Origin of the sequence: Pseudomonas sp. Seg1 (assembly GCF_018326005.1) — a bacterium.
Taxonomy (GTDB): Bacteria; Pseudomonadota; Gammaproteobacteria; order Pseudomonadales; family Pseudomonadaceae; genus Aquipseudomonas.
This window is the reverse complement of the sequence record NZ_AP021903.1, coordinates 3,821,058-3,841,659: the sequence shown is the minus strand read 5'-3', so window position 1 is coordinate 3,841,659 and position 20,602 is coordinate 3,821,058. Positions and strand designations below refer to the sequence as shown.

The 20,602-nt window shown below is 61.9% G+C and carries 8 protein-coding genes; 7 read left to right on the top strand and 1 reads right to left on the bottom strand.

What is annotated here, in order from left to right; all coding sequences use genetic code 11:
* The first annotated feature begins 208 nt into the window (after positions 1 to 208).
* The 5 genes from gspE (at position 209) to KI231_RS17070 (ending at position 17,088) form a co-directional block, all read left to right on the top strand.
* Positions 209 to 1,615, top strand: a complete 1,407-nt coding sequence (gene gspE, locus KI231_RS17085; RefSeq protein WP_212809188.1) for a type II secretion system ATPase GspE — start codon at positions 209 to 211, stop codon at positions 1,613 to 1,615.
* The gene (gene gspF / locus KI231_RS17080) at positions 1,615 to 2,826 is read left to right on the top strand and encodes a type II secretion system inner membrane protein GspF (RefSeq protein WP_212809187.1); all 1,212 of its coding nucleotides are present in this window, start codon (positions 1,615 to 1,617) and stop codon (positions 2,824 to 2,826) included. The genes gspE and gspF overlap by 1 nt, the downstream gene beginning before the upstream one ends.
* Before the next feature lie 496 nt (positions 2,827 to 3,322).
* On the top strand, positions 3,323 to 4,423 hold the full coding sequence (locus tag KI231_RS17075) for a substrate-binding domain-containing protein (protein ID WP_103302418.1): 1,101 nt from the start codon (positions 3,323 to 3,325) through the stop codon (positions 4,421 to 4,423).
* 180 nt (positions 4,424 to 4,603) lie between these two features.
* A complete protein-coding gene (locus KI231_RS30350; protein WP_502937182.1) occupies positions 4,604 to 6,799 on the top strand; it encodes a two-partner secretion domain-containing protein in 2,196 nt (731 codons plus the stop codon).
* A gap of 2 nt (positions 6,800 to 6,801) precedes the next feature.
* Positions 6,802 to 17,088 carry a filamentous hemagglutinin family protein gene (locus KI231_RS17070; protein WP_502937181.1) on the top strand — a complete coding sequence of 3,429 codons (10,287 nt, stop codon included), beginning with the start codon at positions 6,802 to 6,804 and terminating at the stop codon, positions 17,086 to 17,088.
* A gap of 186 nt (positions 17,089 to 17,274) precedes the next feature.
* On the opposite strand, the gene KI231_RS17065 is transcribed toward KI231_RS17070, so the two are convergent.
* Entirely contained in the window at positions 17,275 to 18,222 is a 948-nt protein-coding gene (locus KI231_RS17065; protein ID WP_103302416.1) for a SphA family protein, read from the bottom strand.
* A gap of 211 nt (positions 18,223 to 18,433) precedes the next feature.
* On the opposite strand from KI231_RS17065, the gene KI231_RS17060 reads away from it, so the two are divergent.
* The gene (locus KI231_RS17060) at positions 18,434 to 19,474 is read left to right on the top strand and encodes an AraC family transcriptional regulator (RefSeq protein ID WP_212809186.1); all 1,041 of its coding nucleotides are present in this window, start codon (positions 18,434 to 18,436) and stop codon (positions 19,472 to 19,474) included.
* A 230-nt stretch (positions 19,475 to 19,704) separates the two neighbouring features.
* Complete coding sequence (locus KI231_RS17055) at positions 19,705 to 20,592, top strand: Dyp-type peroxidase (protein ID WP_212809185.1); 888 nt, start codon at positions 19,705 to 19,707, stop codon at positions 20,590 to 20,592.
* Positions 20,593 to 20,602: the final 10 nt, after the last annotated feature.

Sequence of the window (20,602 nt, the reverse complement as noted above, 5' to 3'; positions counted from 1 at the left end):
ATGCCTTTGTGGTGAGGGGATTTATCCCCGATGGGTTGCGCAGCAGCCCCAAAACCAGTCACCCGGATTTTACTGATGAACCGCGTGTGCAGGATTTACGACTGCTGCGCAGCCGATCGGGGATAAATCCCCTCGCCACAGGGGATCCCAGTGCTCCAAGGGATTGCATTGCCACCGGGGAGATCATTCGGGTTGCGGAGGGGCGGCGATGAGTGTGTTGCCTTACGCCTGGGCCAAGGCACAGCGGATTCTTTTGTGCGATGGCGTACTGACGGTGTGCCCGTCGACGCCGGGTTGGTCGATCAGCGAGGCGCGGCGGCAGTTTGGTGCGACCACGATTCAGCGCGTGCGCGATGACGAACTGGATGGCTTGCTTGCCAGTGCGTATGCCGACACGGGTAGTGCGGCAGCAGTGGTTGGGGCCGCGGAAAACGAAGTCGACCTCGACCGCTTGATGCAAGACATGCCGGAAATCACCGACCTGCTCGACACCCAGGACGGCGCGCCGGTGATTCGCATGATCAACGCTTTGCTCACCCAAGCCGCGCGCGATGAGGCCAGTGACATTCACATTGAGCCGTTTGAAACCCATTCGGTGGTGCGCTATCGCGTCGACGGCACCCTGCGCGACGTGGTCTCGCCGCGCAAGGCATTGCACGGTGCGTTGGTATCGCGGATCAAGATCATGGCGCAGCTCGATATCGCCGAAAAACGCCTGCCGCAGGATGGACGCATCGCTTTGCGCGTGGCCGGGCGACCAATCGATATCCGCGTTTCAACGGTGCCGACTGGACATGGCGAAAGGGTGGTGATGCGCTTGCTCGACAAGCAGGCCGGGCGTCTGCACCTGGAAACCCTCGGCATGGACGCGCAAGTGCTGGCCAAACTCGATCACCTGATCCGCCAGCCCCACGGCATCGTGCTGGTTACCGGGCCGACCGGCAGCGGCAAGACCACCAGCCTGTACGCCGCCCTGGCGCGACTCGATGCGAGTACCAGCAATATCCTCACCGTTGAAGACCCGGTGGAATACGACCTGCCGGGCATCAGCCAGATTCAGGTCAACGCCAAGATCGACATGACCTTCGCGCTGGCGCTGCGAGCGATCCTGCGCCAGGACCCGGACATCATCATGATCGGCGAGATCCGCGATCTGGAAACCGCACAAATCGCCGTGCAGGCGTCGCTGACCGGGCATTTGGTGCTGGCAACGTTGCACACCAACGACGCGGTGTCGGCGGTCAACCGCTTGATCGACATGGGCGTCGAGCCGTTTCTGCTGGCCTCGTCGATGCTCGGCGTACTCGCGCAACGCTTGGTGCGACGCCTGTGCAATCAGTGCAAGCAGGAAGACCCGGCGACACCGGGGACATGGCGCCCGGTCGGTTGTGCGGCGTGCAATCACACCGGTTACAGCGGCCGCACCGGCATTCACGAATTGTTCTGCATCGACGACGACATCCGCACCCTGATTCACCAAGGGGCAGGGGAGCAGGCTCTGCGTGCATCGGCAGCCAAGGCCGGGATGTTCAGCCTGCGCGAGGACGGTGAGCGCTGGATCCGCAGTGGCGCCACCGCCCCTGAAGAAATCTTGCGTGTGACACGGGACGCCTGATGAATCGCTATCGTTTTGAAGCCGCCGATGCGACCGGCAAGATCGAATCCGGGCACCTTGAGGCGGACAGTCAGGGCGCCGCTTTCAGTGTGTTACGCGGGCGCGGGTTGACCGCGTTGTCGGTACACAAGGAAAGCAATGTCGCCAGCCATGGCGGTGGCGGATTGTTCAGCGCCAAGCTCTCGGACAACGATCTGGCCTGGGCCACGCGGCAATTGGCGAGTCTGTTGGGCGCCAGTCTGCCGCTGGAGGCCGCGCTGAGTGCCACGGTCGAGCAGGCCGAGAAAAAACACATCGCCCACACCCTCAGCGCCGTGCGCGCCGATGTGCGCAGCGGCATGCGTCTGGCGGAATCGCTGGCGGCGCGGCCACGGGATTTTCCGGAGATCTATCGTGCGCTGATTGCCGCGGGCGAGGAATCCGGCGACCTCGCGCAGGTGATGGAACGGCTGGCGGATTACATCGAGGAGCGCAACAACCTGCGCGGCAAGATTCTCACCGCGTTTATCTATCCGGGCGTGGTCGGGCTGGTGTCGATCGGCATTGTGATTTTCCTGCTCAGCTACGTGGTGCCGCAGGTGGTCAGTGCATTTTCCCAGGCACGGCAGGATCTGCCGGGATTGACCCTGGCGATGCTCAACGCGAGTGATTTCATCCGCAGTTGGGGCTGGCTGTGTGCAGGGATCATGGCCGCAAGTTTTTGGAGCTGGCGTTTGTATCTGCGCAATCCAGCGGCGCGTTTGAGTTGGCATCATCGGGTGCTGAAGTTGCCGCTGTTCGGGCGGTTCATTCTGGGGCTGAACACCGCACGTTTCGCTTCGACCCTGGCGATTCTCGGCGGCGCCGGGGTGCCGTTGTTGCGCGCATTGGAAGCAGCGCGGCAGACACTGTCCAACGATCGCTTGAGCCTAAGTGTCACTGAGGCGACGGCCAAGGTGCGCGAAGGCGTCAACCTCGCCGCAGCATTGCGAGTGGAAAATGTCTTCCCGCCGGTGCTGATTCACCTGATCGCCAGTGGTGAGAAAACCGGTTCGCTGCCGCCTATGCTGGAGCGGGCGGCGCAGACGTTGTCCCGCGATATCGAGCGGCGGGCGATGGGCATGACGGCGTTGCTCGAACCGCTGATGATTGTGGTGATGGGCGGGGTGGTGCTGGTGATTGTGATGGCGGTGTTGTTGCCGATCATCGAGATCAACCAACTGGTCCAGTAGTGGTGTGTCTGAAATATTGATGGTGACCGGGTCGGCCTCATCGCTGGCAAGCCAGCTCCCACAGGTTTTTGTGTTGTGTCGCAGATCGCATTGACGACATGGCTCCTTGTGGGAGCTGGCTTGCCAGCGATGAGGCCAGTCAGGTCAATAGAAAATTCAAAGTTTTTGCAAAAGATTCTCCATCACCCGAGCCATGTTTCCCCCATCCTCGGGTTCTCCTTTCTGTCATCTGCAACCACCCGCCAACGGCTCCAGCCCGATTCAGCCAAACCCGCGATCCAGACGCTGCGCAGCATCCGACAAACACCCGAGAAAATCCCTTCAGAAACACCCCGCAGCTCCCGAGGTTTTTTCCTTTATCTGTCACCGGAAACTGCGAATTTCTCAGTGCGACTCAACCAAGGCCAGCGCTAGCGAGGGCCCGGTGAGTCCTCCCAGTGTCATGCAAGCCATCCGAAACCCTGTGTTCACAACCCAGTTGAAAAGGAGATTCTTCATGTTCAAGCGCACTCTGATCGCAGCCTCACTGACTGTCGCCGCATTGGCCTCTGCCCAGGCCATGGCCGTAACCGGTGGTGGCGCTTCACTGCCTGCCGCTCTGTACAAAGGCTCTGCCAACAGCATCCTGCCTGCCAACTTCAGCTACGCCGTGACCGGTAGCGGCGTTGGCAAAAGTGCTTTCCTGACCAACAACTCTGCACAGTTCAGCACCACCGGCACTGTGCACTTCGCCGGTAGCGATTCGATTCTCAGCGCTTCGGAACTCAGCACCTACACCACCAACTTCGGTACTTCATACGGCCCGCTGATCCAGTTGCCATCGGTGGCCACTTCGGTTGCCATTCCGTACAAAAAAGCCGGCCAGACCGCGCTTAACCTGACCAGCACTCAGCTGTGCAACGCGCTTTCGGGCAGCGTGACCGATTGGGGTACCCTGTTGGGCACTTCCGACACCACCCCGATCCGTGTGGTTTACCGCAACGTTTCCAGTGGCACCACTGAAATCCTCAGCCGCCACTTGAATGCTGTTTGCCCAGGCAAATTCGCCGTCAACTCCACCTTCAGCAACGCTCGTCTGCCAGCCGGTTCTGCTCTGCCTTCGACTTGGGTCGGCGTAGCCAACACCGCTGACGTGGCGACTGCCGTGAACGCCGTAGACGGTTCCATCGGTTACGTCGGTCCGGACGGCGTGAACGCAACCAGCAACGCCGTGGTTGCCCGCGTCAATGGCGTACAGCCAACCAACGCCAACGTGACCCTGGCACTCAGCACTGCTGCCTTGCCAACCGCGCCGGCCAACCCGGCACAGTGGGCGCCAGTCGTGCCTAACCCGGCCACCGGTTATCCGATCGTGGCTTACACCAACTTCATCTTCGGCCAGTGCTACAAGGACGCAGCCGTGGCCGCTGATGTCAAAGCCTTCCTGACTACTCACTACAGCAACCCGGGCAACAACGTTGCCACCGTTGCCCACAGCTTCACGCCGGTTCCAAACAACTGGAAAACCGCCGTGACCGCCAACTTCATCACCAACAGCTCGGGCAACAACCTGGACATCAACAACGCCAACGCCTGCAACGGTGTCGGTCGTCCTTAAGCAAGCCTCGTTTCACGCGCAATGAAATGGCAGCTGCCTTCGGGCTGCTGCCATTTTTTTTGCCGATTTACACCTCGAACATGAAATTTGTGTGACATCCGTTCGGTCGTGATGCTCGCCAACTGCCTATGTCGTAACAGCAGGGCTGAACCGGCCTGCAATCAAAAAGGATCTGTAGTGATGCTTGCTCGCACCTCCCGTCGCAGTACCCGTGTCCAGCCTGCAAACCGTGGCGCTGGCGATCCGGCCCAGTGGTTGCTCAAGCCGCTGGCCCAGGCGATGGCGTTGTGTCTGGTGGCGGGCAGTGCCGAGGCCGCAACCGCGTTCAGCTCGAGCTGGTTTGCCGCTAAAGGTGTTGCGCAGCAAGCAGCGGCGGCGAGACCTGGCGTGGGTGGTTTGCCGGGGATGACGCCACCGCTGGCCCAGCAGCAGCGGGCCGATCAGCAGTTACAGCGTTCGTTGCAGACACTCAACAACACCGTGGCGGCGATCGCCGCCCAGCAGGCGGCACAAGCGGCCGGACGCGCCGCCGCACTGGGCAGCGTGCAAGTGGTGCCCGATGGACTGGGCGAGGGCGGTCTGAAAGTCGACAACAGCCTGGCCCAGGGCTGGATGAATGCCAAAGGCCCGCAACAAACCCAGGCCGACGGCAAGACCTCGGTGAAGATCGAGCAGACTGCCGACAAGGCGATTCTCAATTGGGAAACCTTCAACGTCGGGCGCAATACCACGATGGAATTTGCCCAGCAGTCCAACTGGGCGGTGCTCAACCGGGTCAATGATCCGAGCGCGCGGCCCAGCCAGATTCAAGGACAGATCAAGGCGGACGGTACCGTCATGCTGATTAACCGCAACGGCATCGTGTTCAGCGGCAGCAGTCAGGTCAATGTGCGTAACCTGGTGGCGGCAGCGGCGGATATCAGCGATGTGCAGTTCCGCGACCGTGGTCTGTATTTCGACAGCAAGGGCAGCCAGCCAACCTTCACCGACGCTGCCGGCAAAGTCCTTGTGGAACGTGGTGCCGCGATTGAAACACGCAAACCTGCGCTTTCCACCGATTCCGGCGGCTACACCCTGTTGCTCGGCAAGGAAGTGCAGAACGACGGCTCTATCAGCACGGCCAAAGGTCAGACTGTCCTCGGCGCGGGTGACCGCTTCTACATTCGTAAAGGTTCGGGCACCGAGGGTAATGGTTATTCCACGACCTTTGGCAGCGAGGTCATTCCCGGTTTCAAGGCTGACAGCACCGGCAAGGTCAGCAACACCGGCCTGATTCAGGCCGCGACGGGCGACATCACTCTGACTGGCCGCGACGTCGTGCAAAACGGCGTGCTGCTGGCGAGCACTTCGGTCGCGACGCGTGGCACCGTGCATTTGCTCAATCCGGCCACTGACACTCGGGGCCGTGTGACATTGGGCGAAGGCAGCGTCAGTGCAATCCTGCTCGACAGCAGCGACCTGACCGCCCTCGACAGTCAGCGCGAGTCGGCGCTGATCGGTGTGAATGCCGACAACCGGATTCGCAGTGACCAGTCACGCATCGATATCGGCAGCGGGGGTACCGTCGAGTTTCAACGAGGCTCGATCACCCTCGCTACTGGCGGTCAGGTCGCCGTGGCTGCCGGCCAGCGCAGTCTGGTGCGCGACGGGGCGGTGATTGATGTCTCCGGCGCCCTGGGCGTGAAAGTGGCCATGGAAGCCAACAACATCAAGATCAACGTGCAGGGTAACGAGCAGCGCGATGCCTCGGTCAATCGCCAGAGCGGTGCGCTGAACAGTAACGATGTCTGGGTCGATGTTCGCGAATTGGTCTTCGTGCCGGTGGGCACCAACGGTTACGCCACTGACCGCTGGTACACCGCCGGCGGGCTGCTGGAAGTGGGCGGTTACCTTGGCACCCAGGGCCACGGTATCGGTGAATGGATGGCTCAGGGCGGTGAAGTGAGATTTTCCGGCAATGATGTGATCAGCGAAAAAGGTTCGCTGATCAATTTGTCCGGCGGCACGCTCGATGTGCAAAGCGGCGAGATTCGCCAGAGCTGGCTGCGCGGTGCCGACGGGCGCTTATACGAAGTCTCCCGTGCGCCGGGCGACATTCTCTACAGCGGTCTTTACAAAGGTTACGAAAGTAGCAGTGAGCGCTGGGGGCAGACTGAATATTTCTATAGCCCATTGATCGCGCCGACGCGTCGTCTGGAAGCCGGGTATACCGTGGGTCGTGACGCCGGGCAATTGGTGATTGCCACGGGCAACGCCGTGCTGGACGGTCAACTGTTGGGCGAGGTGTTTCAGGGCGAACGGCAAACCCGGCCCCCCGGGCCGGTCTCGACGGATATGAGCAGGCGCAGACCTCCCGGGCACGGCGTGGGCAGTTGATCGTGGGTGGCTACGATGCCGCCTATGTCGCTGCCAGTTCGGGCTTGCTTTATCAGCTCAGCCCGCTGCTGGATCAAGTGCAGGTCGGGGGCGTGCGTGACACCGGTACTGATTCAGGATTGGCTGGCGCGGTCGCTGAAGAGCGTCGGGGCAAACTGTTTCTCGATGCCGGGCTGCTTAATGGATTCAAGCTGGGGGCGCTGAAGATTTCCGCCAAAAACAGCATTGAGGTCAATGACCGCGTGGCGCTGGACAATGGCGGTGACATCACGCTGTTCAGCCCTGAGGTACAGGTCAACGCTGACCTGGTAGCGCAAGGTGGCAGCCTGCGTCTTGGCAACGTGTTGAACCAGCTCGCCACGAATCGACGCGACGACGTCAGCCTCCCGGTGCCAGCGGCTAAACAGGCGCGGGTGGCCGTTGCACAGGGTGTGCATTTGCAGACTCAAGGTCTCTGGAGCAACCTGTCGAGCAACCCGGACGACGCTGGCGGACTGGCGTACATCGACGGCGGGACGGTGTCGATCCGCAGCAGCGGCGACATCCTTCTGGCCAGTGGCAGTCAAGTCGATGTCTCGTCGGGCGGCGCGATACTGGCCAACGGCAAGACCCGTGGCGGCAAGGGGGGCGACGTGACCCTTGAATCCAGCACCAACAGCGCGCCCGGCCAGTCACACATGGTGCTTGATGGTGACATTCAAGGTTACGGCGTGAGCGGCGGCGGTACGCTGACCCTGCAGGCCAATAAGGTGCTGATCGGCTCTGCCAGCGAGGGCCTCGATGGACAGACGTTGCGTCTGGCGCCGGGACTGTTCCGCTCGGGCTTCAGCGCCTACAACATCATCGGTTTGAAGGGCCTGGAACTGGCTGATGACACCGCCCTCGATGTGCTGATGCCGGTCTATCGTTTCGCCGAATCAGCCTCGAACGTGCCGTCCGGTACGACACCAGGCAATGCCCTTGAGCTTTGGACGCCGACGCTGTTCCAGGAAAATCCGCTCAAGGGCGTACTGACGCAAAGAGCTGGTGCCTCCGTTGCATTGCAGGCCGGCGCAACGTTCCCCGGTTTGATTGACCCCGCCGACAGCCCGTTGTCCATCGGCCAGGGCTCACGGATCAACGTCGATCCCGGTCAGCGCATCAGCTTGCGCGGGGCAGGTCAGATCACGGTGGACGGTGAGCTCAACGCGTGGGGCGGCAGCATTGATATCCGTCAGCAGCAATTCGGCTCGATTGATGTGGCAACGTCGTTGCAAGAGGCGGATCCGACGGCGCACAACCGTTCGATCTGGCTCGGTGAGCATGCCGTGCTCGATGTCGCCGGTCGGGCCGCGACAGCAGTGGATGCGTTGGGCAGAGTCTACGGTCAGGTCGGCAAGGGCGGCTCGATCATCCTCGGTGGCGAAATTGATGCGAAGAAGGCCACCGCGACCGCCGCCGACGCTTACGTCATCGTCCGTCAAGGTGCGCGTCTGGAGGCTTCCGGCACGCAAGCGGTGCTGGACAATACCGGGCAAGGACCGGTTCGCGTGGCCACCGATGGCGGACGCATTGCCTTGAGCTCCTACAATGGCCTGTTTATCGAAGGCAGTCTGCAGGCCGGCGCCGGTGGTGCAGGCGCGGCGGGCGGACGTCTGGAAATCGCGCTGGACACGCCAGCCTACGGTGCCGCGGTCATGACCAATGCGGTGCGGGTGCCACGGGAATTGATCATCGGCCAAGGGCCGACGGAGGCACTGCCGCAGACGCTGCAAGCGGGCGAAGCCGCGGCACTTTTACGTTATGGACGGACGCGTCTGAGTGCTGATCAATTAACCAGTGGCGGTTTCGATAACGTCAGTCTGCTGAGCAACGGCCTGATGTCGTTCGAGGGCGATGTCGACCTGAACATGGGGCAGAGTCTGAGTCTGTTCGCCGGTTCCATTTCCCTGGCCGAGTCGGCGAAGGACAGCACTCGGGTCAACCTCAGTGCGCCTTATCTGCGCCTGTCCGGGGTGGGCACTTACCTGAGTTCGGACAGCAAGATTCGTCCACGGGTCATGAGCAACCCGACCGCGCTGTTGTCCACTGCGCAGTTCAACGCCTCTGCGAACCTGCTGGACCTTGGGAGTTCGCTGTCTTTTGGCACCGAAGGGACTGTTTTGCAAGCAGGAGCACCGGAGCTCAAGGTCAGTCGGCGTGGCTTTGCTGAGGTGACGCTCGACAGCGCAGGCGACATGAGATTTCTCGCGCCGAGCGATGAGCAACAGCGAAGCCGTCTGTGGACACCCGGTGACATGCACTTGCGTGCAGCGCAAATCTATCCGGCCAGTGGTGTCCAGGCTGAAGTGCGCGTGGGTTATCAGAGCCAGGCCGGATCGGTGCCGGAGCATACGTTGCGTATCAGCAGTCACGGGGCGGCGCCGACGACACTGCCTTACTCGGTGTTCGGCAGCCTCACATTGAGCGCTGGCCACATTGAGCAGGGGGGCGTGATTCGTGCGCCGTTGGGTCTCATTGCGCTGGGTGAGGACGTTTTTGTCAAAACCCGTGAATTGCACCTGCTGCCCGGGAGCGTGACGTCTGTCAGTGCCGCCGGACTGGTCATGCCTTATGGCGGAACCACCGACGGGATCGACTATCGATACAACGGCAAGTCGGTGATCCTCAATGGCATTGCCGGTGCGACATCCGGGGTGATACTCGACGCGCAATACACCGATGTACAGGCCGGCGCGCTGATCGATCTTGCGGGGGGCGGCGATTTGCGCGGGGCCGGTTTTGTTTCCGGGCGAGGCGGCTCTACCGACGCACGTTTCAATCCGCTGGTACGCAATGCCACCGATGGCACCTTCAGCCTGCCGGGACTGGCCAGCAACCCCGTTTATGCCATTGTCGCGGGTGACCAGAGCCGTTATGCGCCGATGCTCGCCGAGGCCGGCGCCGTCGATCCGCGTATCGGCCAGCAGATCACGCTCCAGGCCGGTATTCCCGGGCTGGCGCCGGGCACCTACACTTTGCTGCCGTCAACCTTCGCCTTGTTACCGGGTGCCTTCCGGGTCGAAATCAATGGTCAGGCGATGGCCGGCCCGATGGGCAGCGCGTTGCCGTTGCGCAACGGTTCCTGGACCAGTTCCGGGCAGATGTCGATTGCCAATACCGGCATTCGTGACAGCCTGCCCAGCCAGGTGATTGTGACGTCTGCCGATGTCCTGCGGCGTTATTCGCAGTACAACGAAACCGGCTACACCCAATTTGTTCTCAACGATGCCGCACGGCGCGGCCTGCCACGTGCTCGCACGCCGCTGGACGGCAACACGCTGCACCTGCGCATGGTCAGCGGCGGCGAACATGACAACGCTCTCGACTTCAATGGGCGGGTGCTGTTCAAGCCCGCCGATGGCGGGGTGATGGGCACCACTGTCGTCCAGGGCGGTTATACCGGCGGTGAGTTCGAGATTCTCGGCGCCGGGCGGACGCGCACGGCGGGGTTTACCGGTGTATCGCTGTATGCCGACACCCTCAATGCGCTGAATGCCGGACGACTGACCATCGGTGGCACCCCGACCGTGTATTACGGCGCGGAAGGCAGCTCCATAAAAATGATCGGCAGCACCTCCGCCATCACGCTGAGAGAGGGAGCCATCCTCTCGGCGCCGGAGGTCGTGCTAAGCACCACCAGCGCCAATGGCGGCATCACGATTGATGCGGGAGCGGGCATCAATACCTTGGGGCGCGGCGCCGTTGCGTACGATGCGGCGGCCGGTTTCATCTATGTACCGGAGCGCAACAGCCTGCTGGTGGTCTCCAATGGCTGGACGCCAGTGCTTGCGCCTTCTCCGGGCGGAGGCGGGAGCATCCGTATTGGCGCCTGTCCGACCGCCGAGTGCACGGCGCCGGCGTTGCTGTACTCCAATGGCAGCATCATCGCCGCCACCGACAAAGACTTCGAAATGGGCGAGAGCGTTCGTTTCGGCACCCGCCAGTTGGGACTGTCGGTCGGCGTGGTGAATGCCGGCAGTGCGCAAGCACTGGCAGCGGCCACCGGTCGTCTGCCCGCAGGCCTGACGCTGAACCAGAACGTGCTTGATCGTTTGTTGCAGGGCGACACGCAATTCGGCGCGCCAGCCCTGGAAACCCTGAGTCTGGTGGCCCGCGATGCATTCAACTTTTTCGGCGATGTCACCCTCGACACGCTCGACCCACAGACCGGCGAGAGCCGATTGCAGAATCTGGTGCTGGGCACCCCGGCCATCTATGGCTCGGGAGGTGTCCGCGACGTGGCGACGATTCGCACCCGGAATCTGATCTGGAACGGTGCCACGCAAGCGCCGGGCACGGTGGTCAAGGATGGCGCTGGCAACGGCCACGGCACGCTGGATATTCAGGCGCAACGGATCGAACTGGGTTATGGCCCGAATCCACAACCCAATGGTCTGGATCTCAACAACCGACTCACTCTGGGTTTTGCCAACGTCAACCTCAATGCCAGCGAACGCATCACCGCCAACCACAAGGGCAGCCTGGCGGTGTACGAATCGCAAGGGGCTTACGACGCGGTCACGGGGTTCAGCTACAGCGGTGGCAATCTCAACCTGCGCACGCCATTGTTGACCGGCGAAGCCGCCTCGGTCAGCGAGCTCAAGGCCGGCAACAACCTGAGCCTGAGCGGCACCGCCACCACGGCGGTGGCGGATGCCCTCGGCGCGCAACTGAGTCTGTCGGCACGCAGCGTTGTGCTCGACAGTCGCATCGTGCTTGCCAGCGGCAAACTGCTGGTCAATGCCGAGGACGATCTGACGCTTGGCAGCGGCGCGCAGGTGGACATGGCAGGTCGCGTCCTGCCGTTCAACGATGTGAAGAAATACAGCTGGGGCGGCGATGTGTCGTTGCACAGCAGCGCAGGCAATATTCATCAGGCGGCGGGTTCGCGGATCGATCTGTCGGCAGTCAACAATCAGGCCGGCCAACTCAGTGTCGTGGCCCTGGCCGTCGACGCCGGACAGGTTGACCTGCAAGGGCAGATCGTCGGCAGCAGCAGCGGCTACTACGATGCGGGCGGCACCTGGGTGCCGTACAAGGCCGCCGGTGTGGACATTCGCGCTCAGCGTCTGCAGGGTGATTTGAGCCAGGCCTTCGCCAGCCTCAACCAGCGCCTGAATGAGGGCGCAGTGACTGGAAGCCGCAGCTTCCAGTTCAAGCAAGGTGATCTGGTCATCGGTGACGGGCTCAAGGCCGGCGAGGTCAATGTCTCGGTGGACAGCGGCAGCCTCACCGTGGCCGGGCTGATCGATGCCAGTGGCGAACGGGTCGGCAGCATTCGTCTGGCCGGCAAAAACGGCTTGAGCCTGACCGGTGACGCGGTGCTGGATGCTCATGGCCGCGTGCTGCGAGTCGACAGCTACGGCCAGATCATCGACGCGCCGAACCGCGCCATGGTCGAGCTCAATTCCGCTGACGGTGTACTGACGTTGGCCGCCGGTGCACGGATCGATCTGAGTCACGGCACGGATGCAGTGGCTGGAAACCTGGCGGGACAACGCGATGGTCTGGCGCGTGGGACGCTGGAGCTGAATGCACCGCGCCTGGGCGGCAATGACATTGCGATTGATGCCAGCGGCGCGGTGAATATTCAAGGTGCCCGCTCCATTGGGCTGAACGCCGTGCGCCGCTACAGCGATGCCGTCGACGGCACCGATCCGGCGGCCAGCGGTCGCCCGTATCAGGTGATCGATCAGGGCTACCTGGACCGCATTCACACTGAGAGCGACGGCTTTATCAACGCGGCACTGAACAACAGTGATCTGCTGCAACGTAAACTGGCCGGCCTCAACAATGCGACCTACGCGGATGTATTTCACCTGCGCCCGGGTGTCGAAATCGTCAGTAAATCTGCCGACGGTGATCTGGTTGTACAGGGCGATCTCGATCTGTCCGGCTACCGTTATGCAAGCCTCAACCCGAACGCTCGCCGAACCTCGGTGTATGGCAGCGGTGAGGCGGGCAGCCTGTTGATCCGGGCGGGTGGCAATCTCGATATCTACGGCAGCATCAACGACGGTTTTGCGCCGCCGCCGGAAACTGCCGACGATGCTGGCTGGAAACTGGTACCGGGCATTCAGCCGTACGGTGGCGACCTGATTGTGCCGGGCGCCGGGGTGAGCCTTGCCGAAGGTACGCTTTTCCCGGTCGGTGCAACATTGAACTACGACTTGCCGATTCAGGCCGCCACGCTGGCCGCGGGTACTGTGTTGCCGGTTCAGGGCACGCTGGCCGCACCCTATACGCTTGAGGCCGGAACCGTGCTGGCTGGCGATGTGCATGACTCGGTGGGCAATCTGCTGTATGCCGCCGGCACATTGCTCGAAAACGCTGTGACCCTGCCGGCAGGCAGTCGTTTGGGCGCAGGCATTCGTTTGAACAACGCCACTGCGTTACAGACCCTGCTCTGGCCCAAAGGTGTGCCGCTGCCGGGTGCTGTCGATGGCGACAATAAAACGGTCGGCGTCTTGCTGAGCACTACGCTGGAGCTGTTACGTGGTTCGCTGATTCCATCCATGACCAATGTGAAGCTGGCGGACGGCACCGTGTTCCTCGATCTGCGTCCGTCCAATGGCACACAACAAGGTCGCAACTGGGCGATTGCCAGCATGCTGCCGGCAGGCAGTGCGTCGTGGTCGATGCGCATGGTGGCAGGCGCCGATCTGGCCGCAGCCGACAGCCGTGCAGTGAAACCTCAGGCCAGCGCCGGCAACTTGCAGCTGGCGGACACCCACTATGGTGTGACCATGATCGAGGTGGCCGGCAAACTGGTCTGGGCCGTAGGTAACGAGTATGGCTTTACTCCGTACGAACCGGTTCCAGAGGAATACCTGCTGCTTTGCGAGATCGCGCCCGACGCCTGTGCGCCGATGGCGCGCACGGTGTGGGCGCCGGGTAACTGGATGGGCATGCCGGATTACACGCCGATGAACGATGACGAATTGTTCTGGTGCAGCATCGATCCGGCGCTGTGCATCGAAAACAATCCCCGCAAGAGCGCCGAAGCCCATTCGCAAATGTTCAGCGTGTTGCGCACCGGCACCGGTGACCTGGACCTGATGGCTGCCGGTAACGTGAGCATGGCTTCACCGTTTGGCGTGTACACCGCCGGCACTCAATCGAGCAACGTCGATGCGCGTTACAACCAGGCACGAGGGCGTCTGTCGGCCGATGGTTCGGTGTTGGGCAGCGCGGGCAGCGATGCCGAAAAATGGGTCGATGGCGGCAGTGCCAGTCTTTATCAGGCCTGGTATCCGCAGATGGGCGGTAACCTGACGATCAATGCCGGCGGGTCGGTGTCGGGTGACGTGCTCGGCCGTCGTACCACTGCCGTTGCCGACGGCACGCGTGACCAGCTTCCAAGTGTCGCGGTGGGCAATTGGCTGTGGCGCCAGGGGACGGGAAACGACGATGTGCCGACGGCCTGGTGGATCAACTTTGGCAGCTACGCTGCGCAGCCTCTACCAATGCAGGGTGTGGAAAGCAAACCCTATCTGGTGGGCTTCACCGGTTTCGGTACGTTGGGCGGCGGCAACATCAGTTTGAGCGCCACCGGGGATGCCGGCATGCTCAAGGCCATGGGCGATGAAAAGTATGCGGCTTACCCACGCAGTCAGGGCCTGATCGTGGCGGTCGGCAGCACCGGCCGCGTCGGTAGCGACGGCAACCTGCAACTGACCGGGGGCGGAGACCTGGATATTCGTCTCGGTGGCACCCTCAATCCGTCTCTGCAAGCACGCGCGGGCCTGTCGGGTACAGGCACGCCGACGCACGATTTGCAGGGCGCGATCATCAACCTGCGTGGTGCTGCGCAACTGACGGGCGCCGCGTTGGGCGGGGTCAATCTGCAGTACGGCGCGTCTTCGCTGTTTCACGACCCAAGGGAAACGCGCGCCTTCGATCCGTTCAATTCGACGGCCAGCAATGCCAGCGGCGGGGTGGTGCTGATTCCCGGCGACTCGGGTATGCGCCTCAATACCCGAGGCGATCTGGTACTCGGTGGCGCTGCGGACCCAGGCCGCGTGCGTCTGCAGAACTCGACACCGTTTACCACGGCCGATGGCGTTTACCACGCCGGTGGCGGTTTGACGGGGTTTTCGCTGTGGACCGATCACACGGCCATCGATTTATTCTCGGCAGGCGGCAATCTGACGCCGAACACCCAACTGATGGAAACCACCGTCCAAGGGAAAATCGACGGGCTCAATACGTCGCCCACCGATGATCGCTACGTGATCCCGTCGATACTGCGCGCCGTCGCGGGCCAGGGTTCGATTTATGTCGGGCCGTCAGCGGCTTACGGTGTAGGCAACGCTGCACCGGCCCTGAACTATTCGCTGCTGCTGGCGCCTTCGAACGCGGGGCAGCTTGAGCTGATCGCAGGCGATTCGATCTATGCCGGTGGCTACGCCATCAACCAGTCAGGTGCCAGCCCATCGGCCATCGCGACACCCTTTGCACCTGCATTCAATGGCTACGGCAACAACGTCTACAGCCGACCGATCATGAGCAACGCCGGCAGCGACGGTGTGCTGGCGGAGACCAATACGCGCTACCCACTCTTTGCTTTTGGTCCTGATAGTTACTCGGGGTTGAGCCGTGTCCAGGGGCCGGCGCGTTTCTATGCATTGACCGGTGATCTGGTGGGGATTCGTACGGGCGAGACATTGTTCTTCGAGACCACGAAACGCACCTGGTATGAAGCCGCGGGTCCGGTGTGGATGGTGGCGGGGCGCGACATCGTCGCTTCCGGTACGAACCTGGGACAACAGACGTATTCGGCCAGCGAGGGCAGGGGCCGCAGTAACGAGCAGATCGCCTCTAGCGGCAATCTGTTCGTGCACAGCCAGCCGGGCGATGTCTCTCGGGTCTCGGCCGGGCGCGACATCCTCTATAGCAGTTTCGACATCGCCGGACCGGGTGTTCTGGACGTGAATGCCGGGCGCAACATCCTCATGGAGGATCGCGCCAGCATCAACAGCATAGGGCCGTTGGTGGCCGGGGATAACCGGTCTGGCGCGAGCGTGGTGTTGCAGGCTGGCGCAGGGGCACAGGGGCCGGATTATTTGCGGTTCATCGCGCGGTATCTGAACACGCTGAATGTTGCCAATCCGGATACCTCGCTCAGCGCGCAACCGGGCAAGGTGGTCAAAACCTATCTCGACGAACTACAGAGCTGGTTGACCCTCGGTTACGGCTTCAGCGGCAGCGCCGAACAGGCGCAAGCGTTCTACGCCGCGTTGCCGAGTGCCGAGCAGGCGATCTTCGCCCGTCAGGTGTACTTCGCCGAACTGCGTGCCGGTGGCCTGGAATACAACGATGTCGACGGCCCGCGCAAAGGCAGTTACCTGCGCGGTCGCAATGCCATTGCCGCGCTGTTCCCGACCACCGATGTGGCCGGCAATCCGATCCGCTACGACGGCGACATCACGCTGTACGGCGGCGCCGGGGTCAAGACCCTGTTCGGCGGCGACATCCAGATGCTTACGCCGGGCGGTGGTCAGGTATTCGGCATCGAAGGCGCAGCGCCACCGTCGACGGCGGGGATCATCACCCAGGGCTCGGGCAACATTCAGCTCTATTCGCAGGGCAGCATCCTGCTCGGTCAGAGCCGGATCATGACCACCTTCGGCGGCTCGATTCTCGGCTGGTCGGCCGAGGGTGATATCAACGCCGGTCGTGGCTCGAAAACCACTGTGGTCTACACCCCGCCGAAACGCGTCTACGACAACTGGGGCAACGTGACCCTGTCGCCATCGGTACCGAGCACCGGCGCCGGTATCGCCACGCTCAATCCGATTGCCGAAGTGAAGCCCGGCGACATCGACCTGATCGCACCGTTGGGCACGATTGATGCGGGCGAGGCGGGGATTCGTGTGTCGGGCAACGTCAACATCGCCGCGCTGACGGTGGTCAACGCCGCCAACATCTCGGTGCAGGGCAAGTCGACTGGCGTCCCGGTGGTGTCGGCGGTGAATACCGGGGCAATTACTTCGGCCAGTTCCGCCGCATCGTCCGCCACCCAGGCGGCGGAAGACGTCGCCCGTCAGCAGCAGGCGGCAGCGCGACAGAATCAGGCATCGGTGTTTACCGTGCAGGTGCTGAGTTTCGGCAACGAACAACTCGCGCCGTCCCGCGATGGCGCCAGCCGCGCGCCGGCTCCGGGTTACAACCCGAACAGCCCGGTGCAGGTGCTGGGCGCGGGGGCGCTGGATGAACAGGCGAAACAGCAGTTGACCGAGGAGGAGCGTGGACAACTGACGTTGTAAAAGACTCTCGTGTAGTACGTTTGGGCGGCCATTTGGCCGCCCTTTTTTTCTGCTAAAAACTTCGGAACTGGCCACAACCCTTGTAGGAGTGAGCCTGCTCGCGATAGCGGTGTGTCAGACAGCACATCAGTAACTGATACACCGCTATCGCGAGCAGGCTCACTCCCACAGGGGATTGCGGTGGGGTCAGAAAGCGTAAGGAATGCTGACTTTCGCCCACAACATTTCCCCTTCCGGCCGGTTCTCCACATCAAATTCCTTGGCCCAGCGAATCTCCGCACTGGCGTACTTGAGGAAGGTGAAGTGCAGCGCCGGACCAATCGCGAAGACCTTGCCACGCACGCCGTCATCGACGTCCTGCCCGGCAAACTGCACGGTGTGGCCGAACTGTTTGTCGTCGGTGGTCTGCTTGAGGTAGTAGCCGTTGATGCCGAGCATCAGATCGTCGGTGATCTTGTAGCTGGCGGAATAATCGAAGTGGAAGATCTGCCCCGATTTGTAATCGGTGTCCTTGTTCTTCTCGTTGAAGCTGTAAGTGGTCTTCATCGAGACTTCGGTCTTGTCCGTCGGCAGCCAAGTGAAGGAGAACAGCGGTTTGTAGGTGTAAAAATTGTTGCTGGTGTTGGCCAGCCGATCGACGCTGTATTCGCCGGTCGGCACGGTGATTTCCACGGCGGCACCGAGGGTCAGGTTCTTGCCCATGTCCCACAGAATGATCGGCGCGATGGTGGTGTCGCCCATGCCTTCGCGGGTGTCGCTGAGGCCGAACACCGAGACTTCCTGCTTCAACCACGGCTGGGCAATGTAGCCGGCCAGACGTCCGCCGAATATCCGCACGGGGCTCAGATAATCGAGGCGTGGAATGACGGCGGTGGATTCGATCTCGACATTCGGCACTTTGCCGCCAAACGAGCTGATATTGAGTTTTCGCGCCTTGTAATGGTTGTAGTAGAGGTTGAACGCGACCATGTTCTCCGGAAGGCTGTCGACTTCCAGCGGCAGCATGAAGAAGCCGTCGGTGCCGGTGCCGATGTTGTCGACGCCGGCTTCGGTGGCCAGGGCCGGCAGGGTCGCGGTGCCGGCCAGTAATGTCAGGGCCAGGCGGCAACGGTAAGTCGCGCGGTTCGGGTTCATATCCGTCCTCATTATTATTGTGATTGGGCGCAACGCCGGCACGCAGAACGCCCGGCACTATAGAAATAAGCGCTTGGCGCCCGACAGGGCAGGGTATTGGCGGACAGTTAGGGGGACTTCTGCGGACAGTGCGCCAACCCTGTGCTAACTTCTTTCGACATAACCGGTTACAAAAATAACAATCAAGCGTGCTCCGGAATGTCTCGCCCTCATGAACGTAAAAGTCCAAGACCCGACCTTTGAACTGGCGTTGGTATCGCCATTTCTCCTGCAAACCCTCGCCGAAGTCGCGCAGAACAAAGGCGTCGACCCTGAAAGCCTGTGCCGTGGGCTGGGTTTTACCCTCGAAGATTTGCAGGATCCAGCGCAGCGGATTTCCTATCGTCAGGCCGTGGCGATGATTCAGCGCGCGCTCAAGGTGCTGCCCAATCAGGGCCTGGGCCTGTGGGTCGGCGCGCAGAATGTACTGGGCACGCTGGGGCTGCTCGGTCATGTGCTCTCGCTGTGCAAGACCTTGCGCGATGCCTTTGCCCTGGGGATTCGCCATCAGCACACGTCGGGCGGGATTGTGGTGTCCAGCGTCGATGTGGTCGGTGAGCAGGTCCATCTCGATGCCGAATGCCGCTTGCCGTTCGCCGATGTGCAGGTGTTCGCGGTCGAGGAGTTTTTCGCCAGTCTGCTGGTGTATGGCCGGGCGCTGGCGGGGGCCGATTTCCAGGCAATTGCCGTGGAGTTCATGCATGCTGCCCCGGATTACCTGAGCGAATATCACCGCCTGCTCGGGCCGCAGGTGCGTTTCGGTTGCCTGCACAATCGCATGTTGATCGACGTGCAATGGCTTGATGTGAATCTACCGAATCACCACTCGCTGGCGTTGCGTCAGGCAGTGGCGTTGCTGGAGCTGGAGGCGGCGCAGGTGCATCAGAAACTTGATCTGATTCAGGCGGTGGAGCGGGCGATTGCCCGGGACCTGAGCCGGGGCAGCCATATCGAAAAGATTGCCGGTGACCTGAACATGAGCAGCCGCACTTTGCGTCGGCGCCTGACCGAACATTCGCTGACTTTTGAAGCACTGCTGGAGCAAGTACGGCAGGCGCGGACGATGAGTTTGCTGGCCAATCCGGACATGCCGATCGAGCGGATTACCGAGGAGGTCGGATACAGCGATGTGCGCAGTTTTCGCCGGGCGTTCAAGCGCTGGACGGGGATGAGCCCGAGTGCGTGGCGGGTTGAGAGCATCGCAACGGTTTAGATGAACCCTGTGGCGAGGGGATTTATCCCCGATGGGCTGCGAAGCGGCCCCAAAACCTCAATACGCGGTGAATCAGGCTGACCAGTGGTGGCTGAATTGGGGCCGCTGCGCAGCCCATCGGGGATAAATCCCCTCGCCACAAGGGAACTTCGTGCTTAGTACATCAGCGTTTCAACCCCACAAACCCTCCGGCCACAGGTAAACTCCCGCGCACTTTCCAAGGAGTTCACATGAGTTACTACCAGCCGGGCATTCTCGCCACCCCTGTTCCGCCACAAGCACGTCATCTGTTTTTCGCCCTCGAATCGGTTGAAGCACTGCCGCAGGCGATCGACAACCTGATGAACCTGGTGGACGGCAAATCGGCAGTGGTCGGTTTCGGCGAGTCCCTGGCCAAGGCCCTCAACGTGGAAATCGACGGCCTGCGCAGCTTCCCGGCCATGACCGGCGTCGGCGTGGAAAACCCGTCGACCCAGCATGCGTTGTGGGTCTGGCTGCACGGCGTTGACCGTGGCGAGTTGCTCAACCGCTGCAATGCCTTCGAAGCCGCACTGGCGCCGGCACTGCGTCTGGCAGATGTGCAGGAAGCCTTCCGCCACAAGGACGGCCACGACCTGACTGGCTACGAGGACGGCACGGAAAACCCGCACGATGACGCGGCCGTCGCCGCTGCATTGCTGGGTGACGGCGCCGAAGGCCTGGTCGGCGGCAGCTTCGCCGCGATCCAGCAATGGCAGCACGATCTCAAGGGATTCCATAAGCTGTCCGCCGAAGACAAGGACAACATCATGGGCCGGCGCCTGAGCGACAACGAAGAGATCGACGACGCGCCGGTCTCCGCCCACGTCAAACGCACCGCGCAGGAAAGTTTTGCGCCGGAAGCGTTCGTCGTGCGCCGCTCAATGCCGTGGATCGAGGGTGATCGCGCCGGCCTGATGTTCCTCGCGTTCGGTTTTTCGCTGGATGCGTTCGAAGCGCAACTGCGCCGCATGAGCGGTCTGGAAGACGGCATCACCGACGGTCTGTATCGCATCAGCCGTCCGATCACCGGCGGCTATTACTGGTGCCCGCCACTCAAGGACGGGCATCTGGATCTGCGCGCTTTGCGCATCGGCTAAGGCCTTCAAA

Excerpts from the sequence above, each read along its gene's own strand:
- gspE (WP_212809188.1), top strand. The coding sequence starts at position 209 with ATGAGTGTGTTGCCTTACGCCTGGGCCAAGGCACAGCGGATTCTTTTG.
- gspF (WP_212809187.1), top strand. The coding sequence starts at position 1,615 with ATGAATCGCTATCGTTTTGAAGCCGCCGATGCGACCGGCAAGATCGAA.
- KI231_RS17075 (WP_103302418.1), top strand. The coding sequence starts at position 3,323 with ATGTTCAAGCGCACTCTGATCGCAGCCTCACTGACTGTCGCCGCATTG.
- KI231_RS30350 (WP_502937182.1), top strand. The coding sequence starts at position 4,604 with ATGCTTGCTCGCACCTCCCGTCGCAGTACCCGTGTCCAGCCTGCAAAC.
- KI231_RS17065 (WP_103302416.1), bottom strand. The coding sequence starts at position 18,222 with ATGAACCCGAACCGCGCGACTTACCGTTGCCGCCTGGCCCTGACATTA.
- KI231_RS17060 (WP_212809186.1), top strand. The coding sequence starts at position 18,434 with ATGAACGTAAAAGTCCAAGACCCGACCTTTGAACTGGCGTTGGTATCG.
- KI231_RS17055 (WP_212809185.1), top strand. The coding sequence starts at position 19,705 with ATGAGTTACTACCAGCCGGGCATTCTCGCCACCCCTGTTCCGCCACAA.